The organism is Mesorhizobium sp. J8, from assembly GCF_016591715.1.
GTDB lineage: Bacteria > Pseudomonadota > Alphaproteobacteria > Rhizobiales > Rhizobiaceae > Mesorhizobium.
Map to the genome: position 1 here is coordinate 2,230,204 of NZ_AP024109.1, position 13,086 is coordinate 2,243,289.

Genomic DNA, 13,086 nt, shown 5'->3' on the forward strand with positions numbered 1-13,086 from the left:
CAGAAAACAACATAGTGCCCGGGGAGGGAACACCGCCTGATGAGGAAGCCGCGCGCGACCGCTGCGACAAGCGGGCCGGACGGACTGGCGCCAGCCGGCGATGTCGCGGCGATTGTCGCCGGAACGCATGGCGATCCATTCGCGGTTCTGGGCGTGCAGGAGGCCGGCAAGGGTTTCGTCGCCCGCTGCTTCGTGCCCAATGCCGAGTTCGTCACCGCCTACACGCTGACCGGCAAGGAGATCGGCGAGCTCTCCCGACGCGACGACGCCGGCTTCTTCGAGGGCAAGATCTCGATCCGCAAGCGCCAGCCGCTGCGCTATCACGCCAGGAATGCCGGCGGCGACTGGTGGCTCACCGATCCCTATTCCTTCGGCCCGGTGCTTGGCCCGATGGACGATTACTATATGGCCGAGGGCTCGCATTTGCGGCTCTTCGACAAGCTCGGTGCCCACATCATCGATCATGAGGGCGCGACCGGCGTGCATTTCGCCGTCTGGGCGCCCAATGCCAGGCGGGTCTCCGTGGTCGGCGCCTTCAATGACTGGGACGGCCGCCGCCACACCATGCGCGACCGCAAGGACACCGGCATCTGGGAGCTGTTCATCCCCGATCTCGTCGCCGGCCAGCCCTACAAGTTCGAGATCATCGGGCCCGACAGCGTGCGCCTGCCGCTGAAGGCCGACCCGTTCGCCTTCGAATCGGAGCTGCGCCCGGCGACGGCTTCGGTGACCGCGCCGCCGATGGCGCATCAATGGGGCGACGAGGCGCATCGCAATTACTGGCAGAAAGCCGATCCCAGGCGCGAGGCGATCTCGATATACGAGGTCCATGCCGGCTCCTGGCAGCGCCGCGACGACGGTACCTTCCTGTCCTGGGACGAGCTCGCAGCGCGGCTGATCCCCTATGTCGTCGACACCGGCTTCACCCATATCGAGTTCCTGCCGATCTCGGAGCATCCCTACGATCCGTCCTGGGGTTACCAGACCACCGGTCTTTATGCGCCCACGGCCCGTTTCGGCGATCCCGACGGCTTCGCCCGTTTCGTCGACGGCGCGCATCGCGCCGGCATTGGCGTCATCCTCGACTGGGTGCCGGCGCATTTCCCTGTCGACGAGCACGGGCTGGTGAAGTTCGACGGCACCGCGCTTTACGAGCATGCCGACCCGCGCCAGGGTTTCCACCCGGACTGGAACACCGCCATCTACAATTTCGGCCGCCGCGAGGTGGTGTCGTTCCTCGTCAACAACGCGTTGTTCTGGGCCGAGAAATACCATGTCGACGGTCTGCGCGTCGACGCGGTCGCCTCGATGCTCTACCTCGATTACTCGCGCAAGGCGGGCGAATGGATTCCCAACGAGAAGGGCGGGCGCGAAAACCTGCAGGCCGTCAGCTTCCTGCAGAAGATGAATAAGGAACTTTACGGCCACCACCCCGGCGTGATGACGATCGCCGAGGAATCGACCTCATGGCCGAAAGTGTCGCGTCCCGTGCATGAGGGCGGGCTTGGTTTCGGCTTCAAGTGGAACATGGGCTTCATGCATGACACGCTGGAGTATCTGTCCAAGGAGCCGATCTACCGCAAGCACCACCACAACGACATCACCTTCGGCCTGGTCTACGCCTTCTCTGAGAACTTCGTGCTGCCGCTCTCGCATGACGAGGTCGTGCACGGCAAAGGCACGCTGCTGCACAAGATGGCCGGCGACGACTGGCAGAAGTTCGCGACGCTGCGCGCCTATTACGGCTTCATGTGGGGCTATCCAGGTAAGAAGCTCTTGTTCATGGGCCAGGAATTCGCCCAGCGTCGCGAGTGGAGCGAGGCGCGCGCGCTCGACTGGAACCTTCTCGAATGCGCGCCGCATCGCGGCGTCTGGCAGACGGTGCGCGACCTGAACTATCTCTACCGCTCGCGCCCGGCGCTGCATGCGCGCGACTGCGAGCCGGAGGGCTTCTCCTGGCTGATCGTCGACGACCGCGACAATTCGGTCTTCGCCTGGCTGCGCAGCGCGCCGGACGGCAACCCGATCGCCGTCATCGCCAATTTCACGCCGGTGCCGCGCGAGAACTATCGCGTGCCGCTGCCGAGGGCGGGAAAATGGCGCGAAATCATCAACACGGATGCCGCCGACTATGGCGGCTCCGGCATGGGCAATGGCGGCATGGTCGAGGCGAGCGGGGAAGGGGGCGGTATATCGGCAACGATGCTTCTGCCGCCGCTGTCGACGATCATGCTGGAACTCGTCACGGACTGAAGCAGATGATGTCTCATCCTGCCCTTGCAACGGTCCGGGCAGCTTGTTTGGGAGGGTAACAAATGGCAGAGATCAAACGAACCCAGCCGCTGGCACGCGATGCCATGGCCTATGTGCTGGCCGGCGGCCGCGGCAGCCGCCTCAAGGAACTGACCGACCGGCGCGCCAAGCCCGCCGTCTATTTCGGCGGCAAGACGCGCATCATCGACTTTGCCCTCTCCAATGCGCTGAACTCCGGCATCCGCCGCCTCGGCGTGGCCACCCAGTACAAGGCGCACTCGCTGATCCGTCACCTGCAGCGCGGCTGGAACTTCCTGCGGCCCGAGCGAAACGAAAGCTTCGATATCCTGCCCGCATCGCAGCGCGTCTCGGAAACGCAGTGGTACGAAGGCACGGCCGACGCCGTCTACCAGAACATCGACATCATCGAGGCCTATGGCCCGGAATACATGGTGATCCTTGCCGGTGACCACATCTACAAAATGGATTACGAGCTGATGCTGCGCCAGCATGTCGACGCCGGCGCCGACGTCACCGTCGGCTGCCTGGAGGTGCCGCGCATGGAGGCGACGGGCTTTGGCGTCATGCATGTCGATGCCAAGGACAACATCATCGCCTTCGTCGAAAAGCCGGCCGACCCACCTGGCATCCCGGATAAGCCGGAATTCGCGCTCGCCTCGATGGGCATCTATGTCTTCAAGACCAAGTTCCTGATGGAACAACTGCGCCGCGACGCCGCCGAGCCCGGTTCCAGCCGCGACTTCGGCAAGGACATCATCCCCTACATCGTCCAGCACGGCAAGGCGATCGCCCACCGCTTCGCCAAGTCCTGCGTACGCTCCTCGCACGAGGCCGAACCCTACTGGCGCGATGTCGGAACCGTTGACGCCTATTGGGAAGCCAATATCGACCTGACCGACGTCACGCCCGAGCTCGACCTTTACGACCGCGATTGGCCGATCTGGACCTATGCCGAATTGAAGCCGCCGGCAAAGTTCGTCCATGACGAGGACGGCCGCCGCGGCGAGGCGATCTCCTCGCTGGTGTCCGGCGACTGCATCGTCTCCGGCGCCTCGCTGCGCCGCAGCCTGATCTTCACCGGCGCCCGCATCAATTCCTACTCCAAGCTCGAGGAAGTGGTGATGCTGCCCGACGTGACTGTCGGCCGCAACGCGCGCCTCAAGCGCGTCGTCATCGATCATGGCGTGCAGATTCCCGAGGGGCTGGTGGTCGGCGAGGATCCGGCGCTCGACGCCAAGCGTTTTCGTGTATCGGAAAAGGGCATCTGCCTGATCACGCAGGACATGATCAACAAGCTGTCGACCTAGTTGGGTCGATCAGCAAGCTGTCGACCTGATCGGGTCGACCGGCAAGCTGACGACTTGATCAACAGATTGTCACTTTGACCTGTCACGTTGAGATCGGAATGTGGAGCGCATGCAGGTTCTGTCGGTCACGCCCGAAATCTTCCCGCTGATCAAGACCGGCGGGCTTGCCGACGTGACCGGTGCCCTGCCGATCGCGCTGGCCGGCAAGGGCGTGGCGATGCGCACGCTGGTTCCCGGATATCCTGTGGTCATGTCGGCCTTCGCCAAGAAGAAACCCGTCTACCAGTACCCGCTGCTGCAGGGCGGCAAGGCTGCGATCCATGCCGTCAAGGTCGGCGACCTCGATCTCTTCGTGCTCGACGCGCCGCATCTCTTCGATCGCCAGGGCGGCCCTTACGGAACCGCTTCCGGCGCCGACTGGCCGGATAATTGGCGGCGCTTCGCGGCCTTGAGCCAGGTCGGCGGCGACATCGCGGGCGGCGCGATCTCCGGCTACCAGCCCGACATCGTGCATGCGCATGACTGGCAGTCGGCGATGACGCTTGCCTATATGCGCTACGGCAAGGCGGTCGGCGTGCCGTCGCTGATCACCGTCCACAATCTCGCCTTCCAGGGCCAGTTCGGCGCCGGCATCTTCGGCGAGCTCGGCCTGCCGGGCGTGGCGATGCAGCTCGACGGTGTCGAATATTACGGCGGCGTCGGCTTTCTGAAGGCCGGCCTTCAGGCTGCCTGGGCGATCACCACGGTGAGCCCGACCTATGCGCAGGAAATCCGATCGCCGGAATTCGGCATGGGCCTCGACGGCCTCATCAACATGCGCGCCAGCGACCTCTACGGCATCGTCAACGGCATCGACGTCGACATCTGGAACCCTCAGACGGACAAGCATCTGGTCGCCAATTATTCGGCCGAAACGCTTGCAGCGCGCGCCAAGAACCGCAAGGCGGTCGAAGAGCGGTTCGGCCTGGAGGCGGACGGCAGCCCGATCGTCTGCGTCGTCAGCAGGCTGACCTGGCAGAAGGGCATGGACATCCTGGCCGCCGTCGTCGACGGTATCGTCGCCGCTGGCGCGCGCCTCGCCATACTGGGCTCGGGCGACGCCGGCCTCGAAGGCACGCTGCTTGCAGCCGCCGCGCGCCATCGCGGCCGCGTCGGCGTCGTCGTCGGCTATGACGAAGGCCTTTCGCACGTCATGCAGGGCGGCTGCGACGCCATCATCATCCCGTCGCGCTTCGAGCCTTGCGGGCTGACCCAGCTTTACGGGTTGCGTTATGGCTGCGTGCCGGTCGTCGCCCGTACCGGCGGCTTGGCCGACACCATCATCGACGCCAACGAGGCCGCCTTGTCGGCCGGTGTCGCCACCGGCTTCCAGTTCGCGCCCAACAATGGCGGCGCCATGCTGCATGCCATCCAGCGGCTGGTCGAGCAGCATGCCCGGCCGGCGGCCTGGGCCTCGATCCAGCGCCAGGGCATGAAGGCCGATGTCTCCTGGGACAAGAGCGCCGAAAAATACGTCGAACTCTATCGCTTGCTGCTTTCCAAAAGGGCTGCCTGAGGCATGATCAAAACCGTCTCCACCAAACCCTATACCGACCAGAAGCCGGGCACCTCCGGCCTGCGCAAGAAGGTGCCGGTGTTCCAGCAGGAGCACTATGCCGAGAACTTCATCCAGTCGATCTTCGATGCGCTGGACGGTTTCCAGGGCAAGACGCTGGTAATCGGCGGCGACGGCCGCTTCTACAACCGCGAGGTCATCCAGAAGGCGATCGCGATTGCCGCCGGCAACGGCTTCGGCAAGGTGATGGTCGGGCAGGGTGGGATTCTGTCGACGCCCGCCGCCTCCAACATCATCCGCAAATACAAGACCTTCGGCGGCATCATCCTGTCGGCCAGCCACAATCCCGGCGGCCCGCATGAGGATTTCGGCATCAAGTACAATGCCGGCAATGGCGGCCCGGCGCCGGAGAAGATCACCGACGCGATCTTCGCCAAGTCGAAGGAGATCACGAGCTTCAAGATCGCCGATATCGGCGAGATCGACATCGATACGATCGGCACGGTCAAGGCCGGCGACATGACCGTGGAGATATTCGACCCGGTCAAGGACTACGCCGAGCTGATGGAAAGCCTGTTCGATTTCGAGGCGCTGCGTAAGCTGTTCAAATCGGGCTTCCGCATGCGCTTCGACGCCATGCACGCGGTGACCGGACCCTATGCCAAGGAGATTCTCGAACGCCGGCTCGGCGCCCCGGACGGCACCTGCCGCAACTTCAAGCCGCTCCCGGATTTCGGCGGCCATCACCCGGACCCGAATCTGGTGCACGCCAAGCATCTTTATGACGAGATGATGGGGCCGAACGCGCCGGACTTCGGCGCGGCCTCGGATGGCGACGGCGACCGCAATTTGATCATCGGTAGAGGTATTTTCGTCACGCCGTCGGATTCGGTGGCGATGCTTGCCGCCAATGCCAAGCTCGCGCCGGGCTACAAGGACGGATTGAAAGGCATCGCCCGCTCGATGCCGACCAGCGGCGCAGCCGACCGCGTCGCCGAAAAGCTCGGCATCGGCATCTATGAGACGCCGACCGGCTGGAAGTTCTTCGGCAACCTGCTCGACGCCGGCATGGCGACCATCTGCGGCGAGGAAAGCGCCGGCACCGGGTCCAATCATGTGCGCGAGAAGGACGGGTTGTGGGCCGTGCTTCTGTGGCTGAACATCCTCGCCGCGCGCGGCGAGAGCTGCAAGGACATCGTCACCAAGCACTGGGAAACTTACGGCCGCAACTACTACTCGCGCCACGACTATGAGGAGGTCGAGAGCGACCGCGCCAACGCGCTGGTGGACGAGCTGCGCGCCAAGCTGGGCTCGCTGCCCGGCACGACCGTGCGCGGCCTGAAGATCGCCAAGGCCGACGATTTTGCCTATCACGATCCGGTCGATGGCTCGGTGAGCGAGCATCAGGGCATCCGGATACTGTTCGAAGGCGGCTCGCGCGTCGTGCTCCGCCTCTCCGGCACCGGTACTTCGGGTGCGACGCTGCGCGTCTATATCGAGCGCTACGAGCCGGACAAGGCCAGGCACGATCTCGACACGCAGGAAGCGCTCGCCGACCTCATCGCCGCCGCCGACGACATCGCCGGCATCAAGAGCCACACCGGCCGCAACAAGCCGAGCGTGATTACTTGAGGGTGCAAGAGAAGGCTCCCCCTTCTCCCCTTGTGGGAGAAGGTGGCCGAGCGAAGCTCGGACGGATGAGGGGTGCTCCAGCTTGGCGAAAACCGACGCCTGAAGCACCGGCGCCTCATTCCTTCCAACGCCCCTCATCCGTCTCGGCGCTGCGCGCCGATCCACCTTCTCCCACAAGGGGAGAGGGGAAGGCGCGCGCATGACCCTCGGCGCCACCGTCACGCCCGAAGGCATCCGCTTCGCCGCCCGGTCCTCATCGGCGCGGCGCCTCTGGGTTTCGCTTTTCGACGACAGCGGCGCGCGCGAGATCGATCGGCTGGAGCTCAAGCCGGAAGGCGAGGGCGTGCATGCGCTCCTTGTCCCCGGCCTTGGTGGCGGCACGCGTTACGGCTTTCGCGCCGACGGCGATTATGCGCCGGATCGGGGCCTGTGGTTCGATCCGGACAAGCTTCTTACCGACCCCTATGCCGTCGAGATCGACCGTCCGTACCAATATCATTGGCGGCTTGCCGCCAAGCGCAACGAAGGCGCCGACACGGCCCCGCTGATGCCGAAGGCGATTGCGCGTTCGATGCCCAAGCCGGTGCTGGCCGAGCCACCGCTGTTTCTGCCCGGCGGGCTGATCTACGAACTCAATGTCCGCTCCTTCACCAGGCTGCATCCGGAGGTGCCGGAAGCGCAGCGTGGCACCGTCGCGGCGCTCGCCCATCCGGCCATCGTCGAGCACCTGAAGCGTCTCGGCGTCTCGACCGTGGAACTGATGCCGGTCACCGCTTGGATCGACGAGCGGCATCTGCCGCCGCTGGGCCTCGGCAACGCCTGGGGCTACAATCCCGTCACCTTCATGGCGCTCGACCCGCGCCTGGCGCCCGGCGGCCTCGAGGAGTTGCGCGACACCATTGCCGTGCTGCGCAAGGCCGGCATAGGCACCATCCTCGACCTCGTCTTCAACCACACCGGCGAGAGCGATCGGCTTGGGCCGACGCTGTCGCTGCGCGGCCTCGACGCGCTGTCTTACTACCGGCATCAGCCGGACGGCAGGCTGGTCAACGACACCGGCACCGGCAACACCGTCGCCTGCGACCATCCGGTGGTGCGCGAGATGGTGCTCGACACGCTGCGCCACTTCGTCCGCTTCGCCGGCGTCGACGGCTTCCGCTTCGATCTGGCGCCGGTGCTCGGACGTGTCGACGGCGCTTTCGATCCGGAAGCGCCGCTGCTCCGGGATATTGCCGGCGATCCTGTGCTCGCCGGCCGCGTGCTGATCGCCGAACCGTGGGATATCGGACCGAACGGCTACCAGCTCGGCAATTTCCGCCCGCCTTATCTGGAATGGAACGACCGCTACCGCGACGATGTCAGGCGCTTCTGGCGCGGCGATGCCGGCGCGATCGGCGCTTTGGCCACTCGGCTTGCGGGGTCCTCCGATATCTTCTGCAGGGAGGACCACCCAGTCAGCCGCACGGTCAACTTCATCGCCGCGCATGATGGCATGACGCTGGCCGACATCGTCGCCTATGAGCGCAAGCACAACGACGCCAATGGCGAGCAGAACCGCGACGGCCACAACGACAATCTGTCCTGGAACAACGGCGCCGAGGGCGAGACGGGCGACGGGACGATCAGCGTGGCCCGTTCCAGCGACCGGCGCGCGCTGCTCGCCACGCTCTTTGCCTCGCGCGGCACCATCATGCTGACGGCCGGCGACGAGTTCGCCCGCACGCAGAAAGGCAACAACAATGCCTATGCGCAGGACAACGCCATCACCTGGCTGGACTGGGAAGGCCGCGATCGGGCGCTCGAGCAATACGCATCGTCGCTCGCCACGCTGCGCCGGGCCTTTCCTGCGCTGACGGATACGCACTTGCTGACCGGCGAGCCGGCCGATGGATCGGAAATCCCCGACGTGGCCTGGCTGACCGAGACCGGCGCGCCGTTCGGCGAGGCCGACTGGAACGATCCCGGCCGCCATCGCCTCGTCATGCTGCTCGGCGACAAAGAGGGCCGCCGGCTTGCCGTGATGATCAATGGCGACCGCCGGCAATGCGTCTTCACCTTGCCGGTGCGGGAAGGCTTCGAATGGCTCCCGGCGGTCGATCCGCACCCGGTCGATCCTGCGCGGCCGTTACCCGGCCGGAGCGTCGGTTTCATGATCGAGCGGCGTGCCGCTGGATCGCGCAACAAGAAGGGCTCGTGATGGTTGGCGACAATTCCGGGCAAGGGACCGAATGGTGGCGCGGCTGCGTCATCTACCAGGTCTATCCGCGCTCCTTCCAGGACACGACCGGCAACGGCAGCGGCGACCTCAACGGCATCACCGCGCGGCTCGCCCATATCGCGTCACTCGGTGTCGACGCGATATGGCTGTCACCCTTCTTCAAGTCGCCGATGGCCGACATGGGCTACGATGTGTCGGACTATCGCGATGTCGATCCAATGTTCGGGACGCTGGAGGATTTCGATGCGCTCATCGCCGAGGCGCATCGGCTCGGCCTGAAGCTCATCATCGACCAGGTGATCTCGCATTCCTCCGACAGGCACGAATGGTTCATCGAAAGTCGCGCCGGCCGCGACAACGCCAAGGCCGACTGGTATGTCTGGGCCGATGCGAAGCCGGACGGCAGCGCGCCCAACAATTGGCAATCGCTGTTCGGCGGCCCCGCCTGGGAATGGGACGCCACCCGCCGGCAGTATTACATGCACAATTTCGTGGCAGCGCAGCCGGATTTGAACTTCCACAACCCGGAGGTCCAGGACGCGCTGCTCGACACCGTTCGCTTCTGGCTGGAGCGCGGCGTCGACGGCTTCCGGCTGGATACCGTCAACTACTATGTCCACGACCGGTGGCTGCGCGACAATCCGCCCTTGGCGTCAAGCGTCGCCGGCACCAACGGTTCCACCAGCACCTACGGCTTCCAGGAGCATCTCTTCGACAAGACACGGCCGGAGAATCTCGACTTCCTGAAACGCTTCCGCGCGCTGCTCGACGAATATCCGGGCCGCGCCGCGGTCGGCGAGGTGGGTGACGAGGAGCGTTCGCTGCAGACGCTCGCCGCCTATGTCTCCGGCGGCGACAAATTGCAGATGTGCTACACCTTCGACCTGCTCAGCCCGCAATTTTCCGCCGCCCATGTGCGCGGCTGCGTCGAGGCGTTCGAGACGACCGCCCCGGACGGCTGGGTCTGCTGGGCCTTCTCCAACCATGATGTCATGCGCCATGTCAGCCGTTGGATGCGGCCCGGCGAGAACCCGGACGCAGTGGCCAAATTCTCGATCGCGTTGCTGTCATGCCTGCGCGGGTCGATCTGTCTCTACCAGGGCGAGGAACTGGGGCTGGAGGAAGCCGATCTCGCCTATGAGGACCTGCGCGACCCCGTCGGCATCCGCTTCTGGCCGGGCGTGAAGGGCAGGGACGGCTGCCGCACGCCGATGGTCTGGGAAGCGGAGGCCGAGAATGCCGGGTTTTCGACGGCCAAGCCCTGGCTGCCGGTGCCGCAAGCGCATCGCGCCCGGGCGGTCGACATTCAGGATGGCGAGGGCGGTTCCGTGCTCGCGGCCTATCGATCGATCCTTGCCCTGCGCAAGCATCATCCGGCGCTGATCGCGGGCTCCATCCGTTTTCTCGAGGCCGAGGGCGATGTGCTGGCCTTCATCCGCCTGCAGGAGGACGAGAGATTGCTGTGCGTCTTCAACTTCGCCGCGGAGCCGGCAAACTGGGTGTTGCCGGCCGAGATGGGGGATGTAGAGATAACGGCTTTTGCCGTTGATGTCGCCGGCGTTCTAACCGGTGTCGTCGAGGAGAGCGCGGTGGCGCTGCCGCCACTGGGCAGTTTCGTCGGCAGGATTGGCTGACGGTGATTTACTGGACGAGCACCGAGCGGCCGCAGCTCGCGCCGGTCACCCGGACGTCGGCCTCTCCGACGCGTACGCCAAGCGCCCCAAGAACATTGTAGACCAGGCTGTCGACTGGCGCGGTCACGCCGTTGAGCAGCGTCGTCACCGCTGGCTTCACCGTGCCGAGCAGGGCGGTCAGATCGATGCCTAGGCCCAGCGCATTGATCGAAAGCGTCAGGTTGTTGACCAGCGATGTCGTCAGCGACTGCGTCAGGTTCTTCGTCGACACCGTCTTGGTCGCCTTGTTGGCGATGTCGGTGGCGTTGTAGGTCAGGTTGGTCGGCGTCATGTTGGTGACCGAGAAGGCCGACGAGCCTGTCACCTGCAGCACCGGGATGAGCAACGGCTTCAGGTCCGCAATATCGGCGTCGGAGAATGATTGCGGCTTGGTGAAATCCGCGAAGCCGCTTGCGCTGCTGTTGGCCAGATGGGCTGAGACCACGCCCGGCTGCGCGACGATCGAAACCTTGATGCTGGAGGGGCCGGTCGGGCAGCTGATATCGGTCAGCTTCGCTTCGGCATAGGCCACTTCGACGTTGAGCGGCAGGTGGACGGCGACAAGACTGGTGCCGCCGCCGAGATTGGGATTGCCAAGTGTCACGTTGGCGTTGAGCTTGATGCGGGTCTGCGCCGTGCGCACGACGGTGCCGGCTTCTCCCACAGCCAGCCAGGCCGAGTTCTGCATCGGCTCGCCGATGGCGATCGCAAGCGTCGTCGATGCCAGTCCCGGAATGGTGGCGCCGAGATCGACCGCCACCTGGTTCGTGCCGTTCGCCAGAGCGGCCGCCGCGGTAAGCATGCTGAGCGCGCTGGAAGTCACGTTGAGCCCGGCCGGCTTTTGCCCGAGGCCGAGATCGCCGACGGAGCCGAGATCGATGAGGGTGCTGAGCGGAATCTTGACGGTGTTGGTGGCGCTGGAGGCCATGGTCTGCAGGGCGATCTTGGCGGTGCGGTCCAGCCCCGGCACATTGGCCATCGCGGTAGCGATCTGGCCGATCGTTGCCTTGGAGGCGAGCACGTCGGAATAGCTCACACCCGTCAGGTGCAATTGCGTCGCCAGCGCATCGGTGAAGGAAAGAATGTCGACATCGGCCGACACCAGCGAATTGTAATCCATCACGCTGAGCGAGATGCCGTTGCCGCCGAGAAGGCCGCCGAGAAGCGCGTTGAGAATGCCGCCGTTGAGGCTGGCAAGCCGCGAGCCGACCGAAAAAGCCGCTTGCGGCTGCGCGCTGGCGATTGCCGTCGTGCCGAGAGTGGGCGGCGCCATGATCGAGCCGGCGAAATAGAGCGTGCCCTGCTTCTTCAGCGACACCTGCACGGCATTGTAGGGCAGCTTGCCCGCCTCGAACCGGCTGCCGGCGGCAATGGTGCTGACGCCCGTGTAGCGCCCCGGCACGATCTGGACGACCGCCTTGGTGGCGGTTGGCGCCACGGTGGTGCCTTGTTGCTGCACGGCGACCGAGGTGATGCCGTTGTCGGCGAGCGTCGCCAGCACCGCCTGCTGGGCATTGGTGATGTTCGAGGCCGCGGTGATGGCGGCAAGGTCGACGATCAACTGCGCGGCCCGGCGCTCGTTGTACAGTGAGCCTTCGTCGATCGCGAAGGCGGTCAGCGCCAGCGCCACCGGCGTGCATAGCGCCGTCATGACGGCGAAATTCGCGCTACGGTCGGCGAGCAGCTTCCGCGTCGCCGCAATCAATCCCCCCTTGGCCCGCATCATATCCCTCCGACGCGGATCGTCGACTGGCGCTGGATCGTCGTGCCCGGCAGCGGCAGCGTCTTGAACAGGTTCCAGATCGGCAGGTTGCGCGCATCGTAGGTGACCGAAACCACGAATTGGCTGCCGTCGGAGACACTGTCCTGTGCGTTGACGGTCAGCTTGTTGGGATCGACGAAGGGATAGCCCGAGACGTCGTGCGCGATGAAATCGGTGACCAGCGCCTGCCGCTCGGTCTGGTTCAGGCCGGCAATCGCCGTGCGCGCCGCGTCGGCGGCGATCTGTTGCACGGAGTGGCTGGCGCCGAAATAGATTCCGTATGCAACCATGCCGAGCAGAAGCAGGATGAAGATCGGCGCAAGCATGGCGAATTCGATTGCCGACGTGCCCGTGGCGTCAGCCCGGAAACGACACCACGAAACAAGGAATTTTCGGTTTTTCAGCATGATGCGGAGAATGCCAAAACCTGCCTGCAAAAACAGAAAACGCCTCGAACAACCGGCAGGTGTGCCAAGTTGAAGACAAGCTCTAAGCTTTAGGTTCCGCTGTTTTAGCGTGATGACGCTCACTTTGCGTCAAGCAGGCAATGGTTGAAATAAGATTTGCCTCTGTCTAGTCTCCTGCCACCAGCCGCCGGAAGGGACCGGCGGCACGCCTGAAACGGGGCCGTTTCAACGGTTCCGGGGTGTCAAAACTTAAAAAAG

General features: G+C 64.8%; 8 protein-coding genes. 6 read left to right on the forward strand and 2 right to left on the reverse strand.

Translation table 11 applies throughout. From position 1 onward, the window contains the following. Positions 1–39 precede the first annotated feature (39 nt). The 6 genes from glgB to MJ8_RS10265 all read left to right on the forward strand — a co-directional run bounded on the left by glgB (position 40) and on the right by MJ8_RS10265 (position 10,620). Positions 40–2,253, forward strand: a complete 2,214-nt coding sequence (gene glgB / locus MJ8_RS10240; protein WP_201414263.1) for a 1,4-alpha-glucan branching protein GlgB — start codon at positions 40–42, stop codon at positions 2,251–2,253. Positions 2,254–2,315: 62 nt separating this feature from the next. Then, positions 2,316–3,581, forward strand: coding sequence for a glucose-1-phosphate adenylyltransferase (gene glgC / locus MJ8_RS10245; protein ID WP_041002296.1), 1,266 nt, complete (start codon positions 2,316–2,318; stop codon positions 3,579–3,581). A 109-nt stretch (positions 3,582–3,690) separates the two neighbouring features. Continuing rightward, positions 3,691–5,136 (forward strand): glycogen synthase GlgA, encoded by a 1,446-nt coding sequence (gene glgA, locus MJ8_RS10250; RefSeq protein WP_201414264.1) that lies wholly within the window; start codon positions 3,691–3,693, stop codon positions 5,134–5,136. Positions 5,137–5,139: 3 nt separating this feature from the next. Beyond that, complete coding sequence (locus tag MJ8_RS10255; RefSeq protein ID WP_201414265.1) at positions 5,140–6,768, forward strand: alpha-D-glucose phosphate-specific phosphoglucomutase; 1,629 nt, start codon at positions 5,140–5,142, stop codon at positions 6,766–6,768. 199 nt (positions 6,769–6,967) lie between these two features. Then, on the forward strand, positions 6,968–8,965 hold the full coding sequence (glgX, locus tag MJ8_RS10260) for a glycogen debranching protein GlgX (protein WP_201414266.1): 1,998 nt from the start codon (positions 6,968–6,970) through the stop codon (positions 8,963–8,965). Continuing rightward, positions 8,965–10,620 carry an alpha-glucosidase family protein gene (locus tag MJ8_RS10265; RefSeq protein ID WP_201414267.1) on the forward strand — a complete coding sequence of 552 codons (1,656 nt, stop codon included), beginning with the start codon at positions 8,965–8,967 and terminating at the stop codon, positions 10,618–10,620. The genes glgX and MJ8_RS10265 overlap by 1 nt, the downstream gene beginning before the upstream one ends. A 7-nt stretch (positions 10,621–10,627) precedes the next feature. Here the strand turns inward: MJ8_RS10265 and MJ8_RS10270 are convergent, their stop codons facing one another. Together MJ8_RS10270 and MJ8_RS10275 are read right to left on the reverse strand one after the other, a co-directional pair. Further along, a complete protein-coding gene (locus MJ8_RS10270) occupies positions 10,628–12,385 on the reverse strand; it encodes a TadG family pilus assembly protein (protein ID WP_201414268.1) in 1,758 nt (585 codons plus the stop codon). Continuing rightward, positions 12,382–12,951, reverse strand: a complete 570-nt coding sequence (locus MJ8_RS10275; protein ID WP_225248217.1) for a TadE/TadG family type IV pilus assembly protein — start codon at positions 12,949–12,951, stop codon at positions 12,382–12,384. The genes MJ8_RS10270 and MJ8_RS10275 overlap by 4 nt, the downstream gene beginning before the upstream one ends. Between the last annotated feature and the right edge of the window lie 135 nt (positions 12,952–13,086).